The organism is Streptomyces sp. NPDC002580 (genome assembly GCF_042889485.1).
GTDB lineage: Bacteria > Actinomycetota > Actinomycetes > Streptomycetales > Streptomycetaceae > Streptomyces.
This window is the reverse complement of the sequence record NZ_JBIAQZ010000018.1, coordinates 64643-83144: the sequence shown is the minus strand read 5'-3', so window position 1 is coordinate 83144 and position 18502 is coordinate 64643. Positions and strand designations below refer to the sequence as shown.

Genomic DNA, 18502 nt, shown 5'->3' with positions numbered 1-18502 from the left:
GAACTAGGAAATTTCTAGATCTTGATCGATCAGATCGAAGATGTCGTCGATCGTCGCGTCCTGGAGCTGTCGCTGCGCGTCGGCGGATTCCGCGCCTTGCTCTCCGGCGGAATTCACCAGGGACAGCAGTTCCTGCAGCCGCCTCCGCACCCCCGACCGGACCGTCTCCTCGGCCGAGGCGGCCGTCGAGATCACCGACTCCAGCCGGTCGAGCTCGCTGAAGACCGACACCTCCTCCGGGCCCGTCCCGCCGGTGAGTTCGCTCCGCAGGTGGCGGGCGATCGCCTCGGGCGTCGGGTGGTCGAAGACCAGCGTCGCGGGCAGGGTCAGGCCGGTGTCGTCAGTGAGCAGGTTGCGCAGCTCCACCGCGGTCAGGGAGTCGAAGCCGAGGTCCCGGAACGCCAGGTCCGGTTCCACCGCCGCGGATCCGCTGTGGCCCAGTACCGCCGCCGCGTGCGCGCACACCGTGTCCACGAGCAGGCGTTGCTGTTCGCCTTCGGACAGCGTGGACAGCTTCGCCTTGAGCGCGGACGGCTCCGCGGTCCGCTCGGCGGGCTCCTCCGCGAGGGCGTCCCTGACCTCGGGCAGGTCGCTCAGCAGCGCGCTCGGCCTGCCGACGGTGAACGGGACGACGAACCGCTCCCAGTCCACGTCGGCCACGGTGACCGTGCCGTCCCCGCCGCTCAGCGCACCGTGCAGCGCGGAGACAGCCCGGTCCGGCCGCAGCACGGTCAGGCCGCGCTGTCGCAGCCGTTCCTCGTCCCCGGCGTCGGCGACCATGCCGCCCTCGCCCCACGGGCCCCAGGCGATCGCGGTCGCGGCGAGGCCCCGGGCCCGCCGGTGCTGCGCCAGGCCGTCGAGGAAGGCGTTCGCGGCCGAATACGCGGCCTGCCCGCCGCCTCCCCACACGCCGGAGACGGAGGAGAAGAGGACGAAGGCGTCCAGCTCCTGATCGCCGAGCAGTTCATGGAGGTGCGCGGCCCCCACGGCCTTCGCGGCGACCGTCGCCACGAAGTCGCCGAGGCTCGTCTCGGCGAGCATGCCCGCCTCGGCTGTGCCGGCCGTGTGGACGACGGCGTTCACCGGGTGCTCGACGAGCAGCGCCGCCAGCGCTTCGCGGTCGGCCACGTCACAGGCGGCGACGGTCACGCGCACGCCCGTCCCCTCCAGTTCGTCCTTGAGGCGGGTGGCGCCGGGGGCGTCGAGACCGCGGCGGCCGGTGAGCACGAGGTGTTCGGCACCGGCACCGGCGAGCCAGCGGGCCACGTGCCCGCCCAGCGCACCCGTACCACCGGTGATCAGCACCGTGCCGCGCGGCGACCACGAACGGTCGCTCCGGGCTGCGGGCAGACGCGACAGGCGCCGTGCGAACACCCCGTGGTCGCGGATCGCGATCTGGTCCTCGGCCGACTGGCCGAGCACCGCGACGAGGCGGCCGGCGACCCGGTCGTCGACCGTGCCGGGAAGGTCGACGAGACCGCCCCAGCGCCGCGAGTGCTCCAGCGCCGCCACCCTGCCCAGACCCCAGACCAGGGACTGGTACGGGTCCACCGCCTCGTCAACGGAGTTCACGCCCACCGCGTTCCGGGTCGCGCACCACAGCGGGGCGCCGACGCCCGCGTCGCCCAGGGCCTGGACGAGCAGCACGGACAGCGTGACGCCGACGGGCATCGAGGCGGCCTGCGGGGCGGCCTCGCCGTCGACGGCGAGCAGCGACAGGACGCCCGCCACGGTCTCGTCCCCGACCGCTCGGGCGAGTTGCGCGGTCAGGTCCTCACGGCCGGTGGCCGGCTCGACCAGGACCGGCAGCGGGGTCAGGCCCCGCTCGGTCAGCGCGCGGAGGCAGGCGGCGACCCAGTCGTCGCCGAGTTGGACGGCGCTGACCGGAACCAGCCATATGCCGTTCCGGGCGGGGTCCTCCGGGGAGGGGTCGGGTATCGCCTTCCAGGTGACGCCGTAGCGCCAGCCGTCCACGGTGGACTGCTCCTTGCGCTGCCGCCGCCACGACGACAGCCTCGGCAGCACGTCGCTGAACGCGTCCCCCGCCCCGATGTCGAGCGTCTCGGCGAGGGACTGCAGGTCCTCGCGCTCGACGGTCTCCCAGAACTCCGCGTCCACCGGATCCACCGCCGGGGCGGCGGCAGCGGTTTCCGGGGCGTCGACCCAGTACCGCTCGTGCTGGAAGGCATAGGTCGGCAGGTCGGTCTTCCGCGCACCGGCGAAGAACGAGCTCCAGTCCACGGACACGCCGTGCGTGTGCAGTTCGGCGAGCGTGGTCACGACGGCCTGCCGCTCGGGGCAGTCGGCCCGGAGTACGGGGACGGTGACGATGCCATCCGCACAGCCCTGTGCCAGGGCACTGAGGACGCCGCCGGGGCCGACCTCGACGAACGTGGTCACGCCCAGATCGCCCAGAGTCTCGATGCCGTCGGCGAAGCGGACCGCCTCGCGCACGTGCCGGACCCAGTACTCGGGGGTGTACGGCTCGGCCAGGCGACCGGTGAGGCTGGAGACCACCGGGATCCGCGGCTCACCGTAGGACAGCCCGCGAACGACCTGCGCGAACTCCTCCAGCATCGGATCCATCAACGGCGAATGGAACGCGTGACTGACCTTCAGACGGGACGTCCTACGACCCCGTGCAGCGAACACCTCGGTAATCGCCGCAACCTCGTCCTCCGCACCGGAAACGACCACGGACCGAGGCCCGTTGACCGCCGCGATGCCGACGCCGTCGGTCAGGTGCGGCAGCACCTCGTCCTCGGCCGCCTGCACCGCCACCATCGCCCCGCCCGCGGGCAGCGCCTGCATCAACGCCGCACGCGCCGACACCAGCCTCACGGCGTCGTCCAACGACAACACCCCGGCCACATGCGCGGCCGCAATCTCACCCACCGAATGACCGGCCACGTAATCCGGCCGCACACCCCACGCCTCCAGCAACCGGAACAGCGCCACCTCCACCGCGAACAACGCCGGCTGAGCGCACCCCGTTCGGTGCAGGCTCTCGGCATCGACGTCGACCGGCGCCTCCAGACGCGCACACACCTCGTCGTACGCATCGGCGAAGACGGGGAACGCCTCATACAACTCACGCCCCATCCCGACCCGCTGCGAACCCTGACCCGAGAACAGAAAACCGACCTTGCCCCCCGGTCGGCCCTGGACGACTCCGGGCGACGGCATTCCGGCTGCCAGGCGTTCCAGTCCGCGGCGGAAGTCGTCACAGCTCTCTCCGATGACGGCCGCCCTGTGGCGCAGGGTGCTCCGGGTGGTGGCCAGCGAGAAGCCGACATCGGCCGGTGATGTGCCGTCCTCCACGAAGTCCAGCAGTCGTCGTGCCTGGTCGCGCAGAGCATCGCTGGTCCTGGCGGAGAGCACCCACGGCAGGAGCGCCGGGGCGGGAACGGCTGGGGCCTTTTCGGCCGGGGCCGGTGGGGCCTGTTCGATGATGGTGTGGGCGTTGGTTCCGCTGACACCGAAGGACGAGATCGCGGCACGGCGCGGACGGTCCGACTCGGGCCAGTCGACGGCCTCGGTCAGCAACCGGACATCACCGGCCGACCAGTCCACGTGCGGCGTCGGCTCGTCCACGTGCAAGGTCTGCGGAAGCACTCCGTGGCGCATCGCCATCACCATCTTGATCACACCGGCGACACCCGCGGCAGCCTGCGCGTGACCGATGTTGGACTTCAACGAGCCGAGCAGGAGCGGCCGTTCACGCTCCTGGCCATAGGTCGCAAGCAGCGCCTGCGCCTCGATCGGGTCGCCCAGCCTCGTACCCGTACCGTGCGCCTCCACCGCGTCGACATCAGCGGTGGTGAGGCCCGCGGAGGTGAGTGCCTGGCGGATCACCCGCTGTTGCGCGGGGCCGTTCGGCGCGGTCAGACCGTTGGACGCACCGTCCTGGTTGACGGCGCTGCCCCGAACCACCGCCAGCACCTGGTGCCCGTTGCGGCGGGCGTCGGACAGCCGCTCCACCAGGAGCAGGCCGACGCCCTCGGCCCAGCCGGTGCCGTCGGCCCCGGCGGCGAACGGCTTGCACCGTCCGTCGGGGGCCAGCCCGCGCTGGCGGCTGAACTCCACGAACGCGCGCGGGGTGGACATGACCATCACACCGCCGGCCAGCGCCATGGAGCACTCGCCGTTGCGGAGGGCCTGGACCGCCCAGTGCAGGGCGACGAGCGACGACGAGCACGCCGTGTCGACGGTGACCGCCGGTCCTTCCAGGCCGAGGGTGTAGGCGATACGGCCGGACATGATGCTCGCGGAGTTGCCCGTGCCGAAGAAGCCCTCGGAGTCGTCGATCGCGTGGAAGGCCTGGGCGGCGTAGTCCTGGTATCCGGAGCCGACGAAGACTCCGGTACGGCTGCCGCGCACCGACTCCGCGTCGATGCCGGCGCGCTCGAACGTCTCCCACGTGGTCTCCAGCAACAGCCGTTGCTGCGGATCCATCGCCACGGCCTCACGCGGGCTGATCCCGAAGAACCCCGGGTCGAACTCCCCCGCGTCGTAGAGGAATCCACCGCGGCGCGTGTACGTCTTGCCGGACGCGTCCGGGTCCGGGTCGTAGATGTCCTCCACGTCCCAGCCCCGGTCCGCCGGGAACCCGCCGACCGCGTCACCACCGGCGGCCACCAACTGCCACAGGTCCTCGGGGGAACGCACCCCGCCCGGGTAGCGGCACGCCATGCCGACGATCGCGATGGGGTCGTCGTCCTCGGCGGGCGCGGCGGCGGCTTCCGGTGAAGCCGCGACGGTGAGGCCGGTGAGCTCGGTGCGCAGCTGCCGGGCGAGTGCCTGGGCGTTGGGGTGGTCGAAGACCAGTGTGGGCGGCAGTGCGAGCCCGCTCTCGGCGTTGAGCTTGTTGCGCAGTTCGACGGCGGTCAGGGAGTCGAAGCCCAGGTCCTTGAAGGCCCGGTCGGCCTCGACCTCGCCGGCGCTGTTGTGACCGAGGACGGCCGCCGCGTGTGTGCGGACGAGGTCGACCAGCAGCGCGTGCTGCTCGGTCTCGGGCATCCCGGTGAGGCGGTCGGCCAAGGGGGAGGCGGCGGCCGGGCCGGGCCCGCCGGCGGTGCTGCCCGCGGTGAGGATCCGGTCGGCCTCCGGGAGGTCGCCGAGCAGGGCGCTCGGGCGGCCCAGGGTGAACGGGGGCAGGAACCGCTCCCAGTCGACGTCGGCCACCGTGGCGGTCGCCTCACCGGATTCCAGCGCCTGCCGGAGGCCGGCCACAGCGAGCGTGGCGGGCATCGGGGTCAGGCCGCGCCGGCGCAGTCGTTCGTCCGCGCCGTCGGCTTCGGCCATGCCGCCGCCGGCCCACGGGCCCCAGGCCACGGCGGTCGCCGGCAGGCCTTGGGCCCGGCGGCGTTCGGCGAGTCCGTCGAGCAGGGCGTTGGCCGCCGCGTAGGCGGCCTGGTGGCCGCTTCCCCACACGCCGGCGATGGAGGAGAAGAGGACGAAGGCGTCGAGTTCCCGGTCGGCGAGGAGCGCGTCGAGGTGCAGGGCGCCGGCTGCCTTGGCGGACAGCACGTCGGCGAAGGAGCCCGGTGTCATGGCCTCCAGCGGCTCCAGGTGGTCCACGCCCGCCGTGTGGACGACGGCGTTCACCGGGTGCTCGGCGAGCAGCGCGGCGAGCGCCTCACGGTCGGCGACGTCGCACGCGGCGACGGTGACCCGGACACCGAGCTCCTCCAGCTCCGCGACGAGTTCCGCGGCGCCGGGCGCCGCGGGGCCTCGGCGGCTGGTGAGCACGAGGTGTTCGGCACCGGCACCGGCGAGCCAGCGGGCCACGTGCCCGCCCAGCGCACCCGTACCACCGGTGATCAGCACCGTGCCGCGCGGCGACCACCGCTGCCCGGCCCGGGTGTTCCTGCGGGCGGCGGTGCGGTACAGCCGGCGGCCGAACACGCCGCGGGCGCGGATCGCGATCTGGTCCTCGGCCGACTGTTCCTCGACCGACTGGCCGAGCACCGCGGCGAGGCGGTCGGCGACCCGGTCGTCGACCGTGTCCGGGAGGTCGATCAGACCGCCCCAGCGCGGCGCGTGCTCCAGCGCGGCGACCCGGCCGAGGCCCCAGACGGCGTTCTGAGTGGCGCTCGGCACCGTGTCCGCACGGCCGGTGAACATGGCGGACCGGGTCAGCGCCCACAGCGGGGCGTCGATGCCGGCGTCGCCCAGGGCCTGGACGAGCGCGAGGGACAGCGCGATGCCGACGGAGAGAGCCGGGTGTCCGGTGTGGGGACGCTCGTCGGTGCCGAGCAGGGAGATCACCCCGTCGACCGTGGTCTCCCCAACGGCGTCGCCGAGCTGCCGCAGCAGTGCGCCGCGGTCGGCGGTCGGGTCGACCGCCACCCGGACCAGCCGGGCCCCGCGGGCGGCGAGCCCGTCGGCGACGGCGGCGGTCCACTCGACAGCCTCGGCGTTCGCGGTGTCCTCGGTGTCCTCGGTGACCAGGAACAGCCAGTCGCCCGGCAGTTCGTGCGCCCGGAGGCCGCCGAGCGGTTTCCAGCCCGTGCGGTAGGACCAGCCTTCCACGGCGGACTCCTGGCGCTGCTGTCGCCGCCACGCGGACAGCCGGGGCAGCACCGCGTCCAACTGCTCGGCGGGCAGGTCGAGGGTGGCGGCGAGGGACTGGGTGTCCTCGCGCTCCACCGTCGCCCAGAACCCGGCCTCCACGGCGTCGGTCCCCGCGACGGCGGCGGCCGTCGGCGTGGTGGTCTCCAGCCAGTACCGCCGGTGCTGGAAGGCGTAGGTGGGCAGGTCGGCGCGCCGGGCGCCGCGGCCGGCGAAGAACGCCTGCCAGTCGACGGGAACACCGTGCACGTGGAGTTGCGCGAGGGCGCCGGTGATCGCCTCGGGTTCGGGGCTGCCGGACCGTGCGGAGGGAACGGTGACCGCGCCGTCCAGGCAGCCCAGGGTCATGGCGCTGAGCACCGCGCCGGGGCCGGTCTCCACGAACGTGGTCACGCCCAGCCCGGCCAGGGTCCGGATGCCGTCGGCGAAGCGCACGGCCTCGCGGGCGTGCCGGACCCAGTAGTCCGGTGTGTACGCGTCGATGAGCTCACCGGTGAGGTTCGAGACGACCGGTGTCCGGGGTGTCTCGAAGCGCAGACCGCCGACGACGCGGGCGAAGTCCGCCAGCACGGGGTCCATCAGCGGCGAGTGGAACGCGTGGCTCACGGTGAGCCGGGAGGTCTTGCGGCCCTCCCGGGCGAAGTGGTCCGCGACGGCGGCCACTGCGTCCTCGGCTCCGGAGACCACGACGGACCGCGGGCCGTTGACCGCCGCGATGTCGGCGTCGTCGGTGAGCTGCGGCAGTACCTCGTCCTCGGTGGCCTGGACGGCGATCATCGCCCCGCCGACGGGCAGGGCCTGCATCAGCGCGGCACGAGCCGTCACCAGTGCGGCCGCGTCCTCCAGCGACAGGGCCCCGGCCACGTGGGCCGCCGCGATCTCGCCCACGGAGTGCCCGGCCAGGAAGTCCGGCCGCACGCCCCACGATTCGAACAGGCGGTGCACGGCGACCTCGTGCGCGAACAGCGCCGGCTGGGTGAAGACGGTGCGGTTCAGCTCCTCGCCGTCCTCGTGACCGTTCTCGCAGAAGGCCACGTCCCGCAGTGGCCGGTCGAGGTGCCGGTCGAGGTGGGCGCACACCTCGTCGTACGCCTCCGCGAAGACCGGGAACGCCTCGTACAGTTCCCGCCCCATGCCGATGCGCTGCGAGCCCTGCCCGGAGAACAGGAACCCGACCTGGCCGGCGCCGACGCGGCCGAGAGCGACGCCGGGAGCGGGCGCCCCCGAGGCCAGGGCCCGCAGGCCCTCGGCGATCCGGCCGTGGTCGGCACCGACCACGGCGGCGCGGTGCTCCAGGGCGGTCCGGGTGGTGGCCAGCGAGAAGCCGACGTCGGTGAGGGGCGGTTCGGCGCCGTCGGCCGTGAGGGACAGCAGGCGCTCGGCCTGGGCGCGCAGCGCGGCCTCGGACTTGCCGGACAGGACCCACGGTACGGCCGGCGAGGCGACCTCGACTGGTGCGACGGCGGCCGGTTCGGCCGGCGGGGCCTGCTCGATGATGGTGTGGGCGTTGGTGCCGCTGACACCGAAGGACGAGATCGCGGCACGGCGCGGACGGTCCGTCTCCGGCCAGCCGACGGCCTCGGTCAGCAGCCGCACCGCGCCCGCCGACCAGTCCACGTGCGGCGTCGGCTCATCGGCGTGCAGGGTCCGCGGAAGCACGCCGTGGCGCATCGCCATCACCATCTTGATCACACCGGCCACGCCGGACGCCGCCTGGGCGTGACCGATGTTGGACTTCAGCGAGCCGAGCCACAGCGGCCGGTCCTCCGGGCGTTCCTGGCCGTACGTGGCGAGCAGCGCCTGCGCCTCGATCGGGTCACCCAGAGCGGTGCCCGTGCCGTGTGCCTCCACCGCGTCGACGTCGGCCTCGGTGAGCCCGGCGGAGGCCAGGGCCTGGCGGATGACCCGCTGCTGCGCGGGGCCGTTCGGCGCGGTCAGCCCGTTGGACGCCCCGTCCTGGTTCACGGCGCTGCCCCGTACCACCGCCAGCACCTGGTGCCCGTTGCGGCGGGCGTCGGACAGCCGCTCCACGAGCACCACGCCCACGCCCTCCGCCCAGCCGGTGCCGTCGGCGCCGACGCCGAACGCCCTGCACCGTCCGTCGGGCGACAGACCGCGCTGGCGGCTGAACTCCACGAACGCGGCCGGTACGGCCATGACGTTCACCCCGCCCGCGACGGCCATCGTGCTCTCGCCGCCCCGCAGCGACTGGATGGCCAGGTGCAGGGCGACCAGCGACGACGAGCACGCCGTGTCGACGGTGACGGCCGGGCCCTCCAGGCCGAACGAGTAGGCCACGCGCCCGGAGACGACGCTCGCGGCGCTGCCGGTGAGCAGGTGGCCCTCGACACCTTCCGGGACCTCCTGAAGGCCCGCGCCGTAGCCCTGGTAGGACATGCCGACGAACACGCCGGTGCGGCTGCCCTTCAGGGAGGCCGGGTCGATGCCGGCCCGCTCGAAGGCCTCCCACGAGGCCTCCAGCAGCAGGCGCTGCTGCGGGTCCATCGCGAGCGCCTCGCGCGGCGAGATCCCGAACAGCGCGGCGTCGAAGTCGCCGGCGTCGTAGAGGAAGCCGCCGTCGCGCGCGTAGGTCTTGCCGGGGGTGCCCGGGTCGGGGTCGTAGAGGTCCTCGACGTCCCAGCCGCGGTCCTCGGGGAAGCCGGAGATCGCGTCGCCGCCGGACGTCACGAGCTGCCACAGGTCCTCGGGCGAGCCGACGCCACCGGGAAGGCGGCAGCTCATCGCCACGATCGCGATGGGTTCGTCGCCGACGGCGGCCGTGCGCCGCTCCTGCGGCACGGCGCCCTGCGAACCGAGCAGTTCGGCACGCAGGAACCGGGCCAGAGCCGTGGCGTTGGGGTGGTCGAAGACCAGAGTGGTGGGCAGCTTCAGGCCGGTGCCGACCGTGAGCTTGTTGCGCAGTTCGACGGCGGTGAGCGAGTCGAGGCCGAGGTCGTTGAACGCCCGGCCGGGCTCCACCGCCGCGGCACCGTCGTGGCCGAGCACGGCGGCCGCGTGCGTACGGACGAGGTCCACCAGCGTGCGGTCCTGCTCGCCCGCCGACAGCCCGATCAGCCTCGCGGCGAGCGCGTTGCCGGCTTCGGCACCGCCGGAGGCCGGTGCCTCCAGAGCGTGGCGTGCCTCGGGCACATCGGAGAACAGGGCGCTGGGGCGGATGACGGTGAACGGGCCGATGAACCGCTCCCACTCGAAGTCCGCGACGGTGAGGGCGGTCTCGCCGTCGGCCAGCGCCTGCTGGAGCGCGGAGACCGCGAGGGCGGGCCGCATGGGCGGCAGGCCACGGCGGCGCAGCATCTCCTCTCCGTCGTCGACGCCGGCCATGCCGCCCTCGGCCCAGCCGCCCCAGGAGACGGCGAGCGCGGTGCGCCCGTGTGCCCGCCGGTACTCGGCGAGGGCGTCCAGGTAGGCGTTGGCCGCCGCGTAGGCGCCCTGACCGGCGCCGCCCCAGATGCCGGCGCCCGAGGAGAACATGACGAACGCGTCGAGCTCCTGACCGGTCAGCAGTTCGTCCAGGTGCGTGGCACCTGCGGCCTTGGCCGCCACCGTGCCGGCGAACCCGGCCGGGTCGGAGTCCTCGATCATGACGTGGTCGCCGACGCCGGCGGCGTGGACGACGGCGTTGACGGGGTGCTCGGCCAACAGCGCCCGCAGGGCGTCACGGTCGGCCGCGTCACAGGCCACCACGGTCGCGGCCGCGCCGAGCTCCTCCAGCTCCGCGACGAGCTCCGCGGCGCCGGGCGCCGCGGGGCCGCGGCGGCTGGTGAGCACGAGGTGTTCGGCACCGGCACCGGCGAGCCGGCGGGCCACGTGCCCGCCCAGCGCGCCCGTGCCACCGGTGATCAGCACCGTGCCGCGCGGCGACCACTCCGGGGCGGGGCCGGTGGCGGGTGCGGCCCGGACGAGCCGGCGCCCGAAGAGGCCCGAGGAGCGGACCGCGACCTGGTCCTCGGCCGTCTGGCCGAGGACGGCGGCCACGCGGGCCGCGGCGCGGACGTCCAGCAGATCCGGAAGGTCGAGCAGCCCACCCCAGCGCTGCGGGTGTTCCAGCGCCGCCGCCCGGCCGAAGCCCCACACCTGCGACTGCAGGGGGCGCTCCACGCGGTCGGAGCGGCCGGTGGCCACCGCACCGCGCGTGGCGCACCACAACGGGACGTCGACGCCCGCGTCGCCGAGCGCCTGCACCAGACAGAGGGTCGCTGCGAGGCCGTGCGACAGGCCGGGCAGGCCGGCCGAGGCGCTCTCGTCCTCGGCGAGCAGGGACAGCACGCCGGTCACCGGGCCGACGCCGGCCAGCTCATGGGCCAACGTCCCGCGGTCGGTGCCGGGCCCGGCGACGAGCGTCACCAGTTCCAGGCCGCGCTCGCCGAGCGCGGTCCGGACCGAGGCGGTCCACTCGCTCTCCCCGGCCACGACGAGCAGCCAGGTCCCGGACGCGCCGGGCTGAGGGAGCGCGCCGAGCGGCTTCCACGTGACGCGGTAGCGCCAGCCGTCGACCACGGACTGCTCGCGGCGCTGACGGCGCCACGCGGACAGCCGGGGCAGGAGCGCGCTCAGCGAGGCGTCCGCGGCGACGCCCAGGGTCGCGGCGAGGGACTCCGCGTCCTCGCGCTCGACGCTGTCCCAGAAGCCGGAGTCCGCCGCGTCGGCCGGGGTGCCGGCGACGGCCAGGTCCTCGTCGCCGTCCCCGTCCAGCCAGAAGCGCTCGCGCTGGAAGGCGTAGGTGGGCAGGGTGACACGGTGAGCGCCGGGGAAGAGGGCCTGCCAGTCCGGGGAGACGCCGTGCACGTGCAGTTCGGCGAGCGCGGTGAGGAGTGCCCGCTGCTCGGGGTGGTCGGCTCGGAGTAGGGGGACGGTGACGATGTCGTCCAAGCAGCCCTGCGCCAGGGCGCTGAGGACGCCGCCGGGACCGATCTCCACGAACGTGGTCACGCCCAGCTCGGCCAGGGACTCGATGCCGTCGGCGAAACGCACCGCCTCACGCACGTGCCGCACCCAGTACTCGGGCGTGTACACCTCGGCCAGGCGACCGGTGAGGTTCGAGACCACCGGAATCCGCGGCTCACTGAACGTCAGACCGCCGACGACCTGCGCGAACTCCTCCAGCATCGGATCCATCAACGGCGAATGGAACGCATGACTGACCTTCAACCGGGAGGATTTGCGGCCCTGCCTGGTGAAGACCTCGGCGATCTCCAGCACGGTGTCCTCGGCACCGGAGACCACCACCGACCGCGGGCCGTTGACCGCCGCGATCCCGACCTCGCCGGTCAGATGCGGCAGCACCTCGTACTCGGTCGCCTGCACAGCGACCATCGCACCGCCCGTGGGCAGTGCCTGCATCAACGCGGCACGCGCCGACACCAGCCTCGCCGCGTCCGCGAGCGACAACACCCCCGCCACATGCGCCGCCGCGATCTCACCCACCGAATGACCGGCCACATAATCCGGCCGCACACCCCACGATGCGAGAAGACGGAACAACGCCACCTCCACCGCGAACAACGCGGGCTGAGCACACCCGGTCTGGTGCAGGGTGTCGGCATCGACGTCGACCGGCGCCTCCAGACGCGCGCACACCTCGTCGTACGCATCGGCGAAGACGGGGAACGCCTCATACAACTCACGCCCCATCCCGACCCGCTGCGAACCCTGACCCGAGAACAGAAAACCGACCTTGCCCTCGGAGCGGGCTCGTCCCAGCGTCACGTTCGCCGCCGGTTGACCGGCGGCGAGGGCGGTGAGGGCTTGCCGGAGCTTGTCCGAGCCCTCCGCCAGGAGCACCGCGCGGTCCTCGAACGTCTCGCGGGAGGCCAGGGAGAGGCCGATGTCGGAAGCCGTCCAGCAGTCGTTCGCGTCGAGGTGGCCGACCAGCCGGGCCGCCTGGGCACGCAGCGCCCGCTCGCCCTTGCCCGACAGCACCCACGGCACGAGCGCGCCGGAGTCGGGCGTGGGAGGCAACTCCTCGGCGGCGGGGGCCTGTTCGATGATGGTGTGGGCGTTGGTTCCGCTGACACCGAAGGACGAGATCGCGGCACGGCGCGGACGGTCCGACTCGGGCCAGTCGACGGCCTCGGTCAGCAACCGGACATCACCGGCCGACCAGTCCACGTGCGGCGTCGGCTCATCGGCGTGCAGGGTCCGCGGAAGCACTCCGTGGCGCATCGCCATCACCATCTTGATCACACCGGCGACACCCGCCGCGGCCTGCGCGTGACCGATGTTGGACTTCAACGAGCCCAGCCACAAAGGCCGGTCGTCCCGTCCCTGCCCGTACGTGGCGAGCAGCGCCTGCGCCTCGATCGGGTCACCCAGCCTCGTACCCGTACCATGCGCCTCGACGACATCCACATCGCCCGGAGCGAGCCCGGCGGAAGCCAGCGCCTGGCGGATCACCCGCTGCTGCGCGGGACCGTTCGGCGCCGTCAGACCGTTGGACGCACCGTCCTGGTTCACAGCGCTGCCCCGAACCACCGCCAGCACCTCGTGGCCGTTGCGCACGGCGTCGGAGAGACGCTCCACGAGCACCACGCCGACGCCCTCCGCCCAGCCGGTGCCGTCGGCCCCGGCGCCGAACGCCTTGCACCGCCCGTCGGGCGACAGACCGCGCTGCCGGCTGAACTCCACGAAGACCGTCGGGCCGGCCATGACGGTGACGCCGCCGGCCAGCGCCATCGTGCTCTCGCCGCTCCGCAGCGACTGGATGGCCAGGTGCAGGGCGACCAGGGACGACGAGCACGCCGTGTCGATCGTGACGGCAGGCCCTTCGAGTCCGAAGGTGTAGGCCACCCGGCCGGAGACGACGCTGGACGCGCCGCCGACGAGCCGGTGTCCTTCGACGCCTTCCGGCGCGCGGCGCACATCGGCTCCGTAGCCCTGGTAGGCCATGCCGACGAAGACGCCGGTCCGGCTGCCGCGCAGCTGCGCGGGGGCGATGCCGGCCCGCTCGAAGGCCTCCCACGAGGCCTCCAGCAGCAGGCGCTGCTGCGGGTCCATCGCCAGGGCCTCACGCGGGGAGATCCCGAAGAAGCCGGCGTCGAAGTCGGTGGCGCCATGAAGGAAGCCGCCGTCGCGCGCGTACGTCTTGCCGGGGCGGTCGGGGTCGGGGTCGTAGAGGGCCTCGACGTCCCAGCCGCGGTTCGACGGGAACGCGGAGACGGCGTCGCCGCCGGACGTCACCAGGTCCCACAGCGCCTCGGGCGAGTCGACGCCGCCGGGCAGGTGGCAGCTCATCGCCACGATGGCGATGGGCTCGTCGTCGGCGGCCGCGTGCCGCTCCTGCTCCACGGCGGCCTTCGATCCGAGCAGCTCGCTCTGCAGGAAGCGGGCGAGCGCCGTGGCGTTGGGGTGGTCGAAGACCAGCGTGGGCGGCAGCGCGAGACCGGTCGCCGTGTTCACCTTGTTGCGGAGTTCGACGGCGGTCAGGGAGTCGAAGCCGAGGTCCTTGAACGCCCGGTCGGGCTCGACCTCCGCCGCCGAGGAGTGGCCCAGGACGGCCGCGACGTGCGCGCGGACCAGGTCGATCAGTCTCTCCGTGCGCTCGGCCTCCGGCAGTCCGGCGAGCCGGGCCGCCAGGGGCGCGGCGCCGGTGGCGGCGCCGGCCGGTGCGGCGGTGCCGGCGCGGCGCACCTCGGGCAACTCGGACAGCAGGGCGCTCGGGCGGCCGAGGGTGAACGGTCCGATGAACCGTTCCCAGTCGATGTCGGCCACGACGACCGCGGTGTCGTCGCAGTCCAGGGCGCGCTGGACCGCGGTCACGGCGAGTGCGGCGGGCAGGGTGACGACGCCGCGGCGGCGCAGGTGCTCCTCGTCGGCGTCGGTGACCATGCCGCCGTCGGCCCACGGGCCCCAGGCGATCGCGGTGGCGGCCAGGCCCCGGGCCCTCCGCCGGGCGGCGAGCCCGTCGAGGAAGGCGTTGCCGGCCGCGTAGGCGGCCTGGTGGCCGCTGCCCCACACCCCGGCGATCGAGGAGAACATGACGAAGGCGTCGAGCTCGCGGTCGCCGAGTAGTTCGTCCAGGTGTGCGGCGCCGCGGGCCTTCGCCGCCACCGTGCGGGCGAAGTCGGCCGGTGTCAGCTCGTCGAAGGGGGCTAGCTGTTCCACGCCCGCGGCGTGGAAGACGGAGGTGAACGTGTGCTCGGCGAGCAGCGCGGCCACCGCTTCGCGGTCGGCGACATCGCACACGGCGAGGGTGACGCGCGCTCCCAGCTCCTCCAGTTCGGCCTTGAGCGCGGTCGCGCCGGGCGCGTCGGCGCCGCGGCGGCCGGTGAGCACGAGGTGTTCGGCACCGGCACCGGCGAGCCAGCGGGCCACGTGCCCGCCCAGCGCACCCGTACCACCGGTGATCAGCACCGTGCCGCGCGGCGACCACGAACGGTCGGCGCCGCTTCGGGCGTGGGCGAGCCGGGCGGTGAACACGCCGGTGGCGCGGACGGCGACCTGGTCCTCCTGGCCATCGGCGGCACCGGCTCCCTGGCTCAGTACGGCGGCGATGCGGCCGGCGGCGCGCTCGTCGACGGCCGCCGGCAGGTCGATCAGGCCGCCCCAGCGCCGGGCGTGCTCCAGGGCCAGGACACGGCCGAGGCCCCACACCTGGTTCTGCACCGCGCTGAGCGGTGCGTCGTCGGAGCGGCCGGTGGCGGCCGCTCCGCGGGTGGCGCACCACAGCGGCGCGTCGATGCCCGAGTCGCCAAGTGCCTGGGCCAGGGCCACGGTCCGCGCGAAGCCCCGGGAGAGCGCGGGGTGTTCGGGCGAGGCGGTCTCGTCGGTCGCGAGCAGGGACAGGACGCCGTCGAGCGATCCGGCTTCGCCCGCGACCCGGGTCAGCTCGTCGGTCAGGGACGCGCGGTCGGCGTCGGCGCCGACCGTCAGCGGGATCAGGTACGCGCCGCGTCCGGCCAGGGCCGCGCGGACCGTGCCGGCCCACTCGTCGCCCTCGGGCGCGGCGAACAGCCATGTGCTGCCGGACAGGTCGCCTGCGGACAGGCCGGTCAGCGGCTGCCAGGCCAGTCGGTAGCGCCAGCCGTCCACGACGGACTGCTCGCGCCGCCGGCCCCGCCAGGCCGACAACTTCGGTACTAAGACGTCCAGTTCCTCGGGGCTCAGCCCCAGTGTGGCGGCGAGGGACTGGGCGTCCTCACGCTCGACGCTCGCCCAGAACTCGGCGTCGACCGCGTCCACGGCGGCCGTCTCGGCCTCGGGGGCGTCGAGCCAGTAGCGCTGCTGCTGGAAGGCGTAGGTGGGCAGGTCGACACGCCGGGCGCCCGGGAAGAAGGCCTGCCAGTCCACTTCGGCACCGCTGACGTGCAGTTCGGCGAGCGCGGTCACGACGGCCTGCGGCTCGGGGCGGTCAGCGCGCAGCACGGGCACGACAACCGCGTCGTCCACACAGCCCTGGACGAGCGCGCTGAGGACACCGCCTGGGCCGATCTCGACGAACGTGGTCACGCCCAGCTCGCCGAGGGTCCGGACGCCGTCGGCGAAACGGACCGCCTCGCGCACGTGCCGCACCCAGTACTCGGGCGTGTACGCCTCGGCCAGCCGGCCGGTGAGGTTCGAGACCACCGGGATCCGCGGCTCACTGAACGTCAGACCGCCGACGACCTGCGCGAACTCCTCCAGCATCGGATCCGTCAACGGCGAATGGAACGCGTGACTGACCTTCAGGCGAGATGTCTTACGGCCCCGCCGGGTGAAGACCTCGGCGATCTCCAGCACGGCGTCCTCGGCACCGGAGACCACCACCGACCGAGGCCCGTTGACCGCCGCGATCCCGACCTCCTCGGTCGCGTACGGCAGTATCTCGTCCTCGGTCGCCTGGACCGCCACCATCGCCCCGCCCGCGGGCAGCGCCTGCATCAACGCGGCACGCGCCGACACCAGCCTCGCCGCGTCCGTGAGCGACAACACCCCCGCCACATGCGCCGCCGCGATCTCACCCACCGAATGCCCGGCCACATAATCCGGCCGCACACCCCACGACTCCAGCAACCGGAACAACGCCACCTCCACCGCGAACAACGCCGGCTGGGTGCAGCCGGTCCGGTCGAGCTGTTCCGCGTCCGCGTCGAGCGTGACGTCGAGGTGGGCACGGATCTCGTCGTAGGCGGCGGCGAATACCGGGAAGGCGTCGTAGAGTTCGCGGCCCATGCCGACCCGCTGCGAGCCCTGGCCCGAGAACAGGAATCCGGTCTTGTCGCCGTGGCGGGCCGCGTTGTGGACGACGGCCGCGGACGGGGTGCCGGACGCCAACGCCCGTACGCCTTCGGTGAGTTCCTCCAGGCTCTCGCCGACGACGGCCGCCCTGCGGTCCCAGGCGGTGCGCGTCGTGGCGAGGGAGAGGCCGATGTCGGCCGGGGCGCTCCCGGGGCCGCTCCGGCCGTCCTCCAGGAAGGACAGCAGGCGCTCCGCCTGGGCGCGCAGCACCGCGTCGCTCTTCGCCGAGAGCACCCACGGCAGCGCGCCGGCGGTCGGGGCCCCGCCCGGCTCCACGGCGGGCTCTTCGTCGAGGGCCGGGGCCTGCTCGATGATCGTGTGCGCGTTGGTGCCGCTGACGCCGAAGGACGAGACCGCGGCGCGGCGGGGGTGGTCCGACTCGGGCCACCGGACGGCCTCGGTCAGGAGCTTGACACCGCCCGCCGACCAGTCGACCTGAGCGGTCGGCTCGTCCACGTGCAGCGTCTGCGGCAGGACGCCGTTGCGGATGGCCATCACCATCTTGATCACACCGGCGACACCCGCGGCGGCCTGTGTGTGACCGATGTTGGACTTGATGGATCCCAGCCACAGCGGCCGGTCGCCCGAATGCTCCTGACCGTACGTGGCGAGCAGTGCCTCCGCCTCGATCGGGTCGCCGAGGGTGGTGGCCGTGCCGTGCGCCTCGACCGCGTCGACCTGGGAGGCGGTCAGGCGCGCGTTCTCCAGCGCCTGCCGGATCACGCGCTCCTGCGACGGGCCGTTCGGGGCCGTGAGGCCGTTGGAGGCGCCGTCCTGGTTGACGGCGCTGCCGCGGATGACGGCGAGCACGTCGTGGCCGAGCCTGCGGGCGTCGGACAGCCGCTCCAGCAGGAGCACGCCGACGCCTTCGGACATGCCCGTGCCGTCGGCGGTCGAGGAGAACGCGCGGCAGCGGCCGTCGGACGACAGGCCGCGCTGGGCACTGAACGCGATGAAGGTGTTCGGCGTGGCCATCACGGTCACGCCGCCTGCCAGGGCGAGCGAGCATTCGCCGCGGCGCAGCGCCTGCGCGGCCAGGTGGAGCGCCACCAGCGAGGACGAGCAGGCCGTGTCGACGGTGACCGCCGGGCCTTCGAGACCGAGGGCGTAGGAGATGCGGCCGGACACCACGGCCGCGGTGTTCGCGGTGACGAGGTGGGCCTCGGTGTCGCTGTCGCCCTGCCGCTGGAGGTAGGCGTGGTCCTGGCCGTTGGTGCCGACGAACACGCCGGCCCGGGTGCCGCGTGCGGTGACGGGGTCGATGCCCGCGCGTTCGAGGGCCTCCCAGGAGGTCTGCAGGAGCAGCCGCTGCTGCGGGTCCATGACCAGTGCCTCGCGGGGGGAGATCCCGAAGAACGCGGGGTCGAACTCGCCGGCGTCGTGGAGGAATCCGCCCTCGCGCACGTACGTGCGGCCCGTCCGCCCGGGCTCGGGGTCGTAGAGCGTGTCCAGGTCCCAGCCGCGGTCGGTGGGGAACCCGGACACTCCGTCGCCGCCCGAGACGACCAGTTGCCACAGGTCTTCGGGCGAGCCGACGCCGCCCGGGTAGCGGCAGGCCATTCCGACGACGGCGATGGGCTCGGTGTCCTTCGCCTCCAGCTCACTCAGCTGCCTGCGGGTCTGGCGCAGGTCCACCGTCACGCGCTTGAGGTAATCCCTGAGCTTGTCGTCGTTCGACATGTTTTACGTCCTCGGT

General features: G+C 73.7%; 1 protein-coding gene. It reads right to left on the bottom strand.

Annotated elements, in window-relative coordinates:
* Positions 1-3: 3 nt before the first annotated feature.
* Positions 4-18486, bottom strand: coding sequence for a type I polyketide synthase (locus tag ACFYW7_RS36425; protein ID WP_389510498.1), 18483 nt, complete (start codon positions 18484-18486; stop codon positions 4-6).
* Between the last annotated feature and the right edge of the window lie 16 nt (positions 18487-18502).

Excerpts from the sequence above, each read along its gene's own strand:
- ACFYW7_RS36425 (WP_389510498.1), bottom strand. The coding sequence starts at position 18,486 with ATGTCGAACGACGACAAGCTCAGGGATTACCTCAAGCGCGTGACGGTG.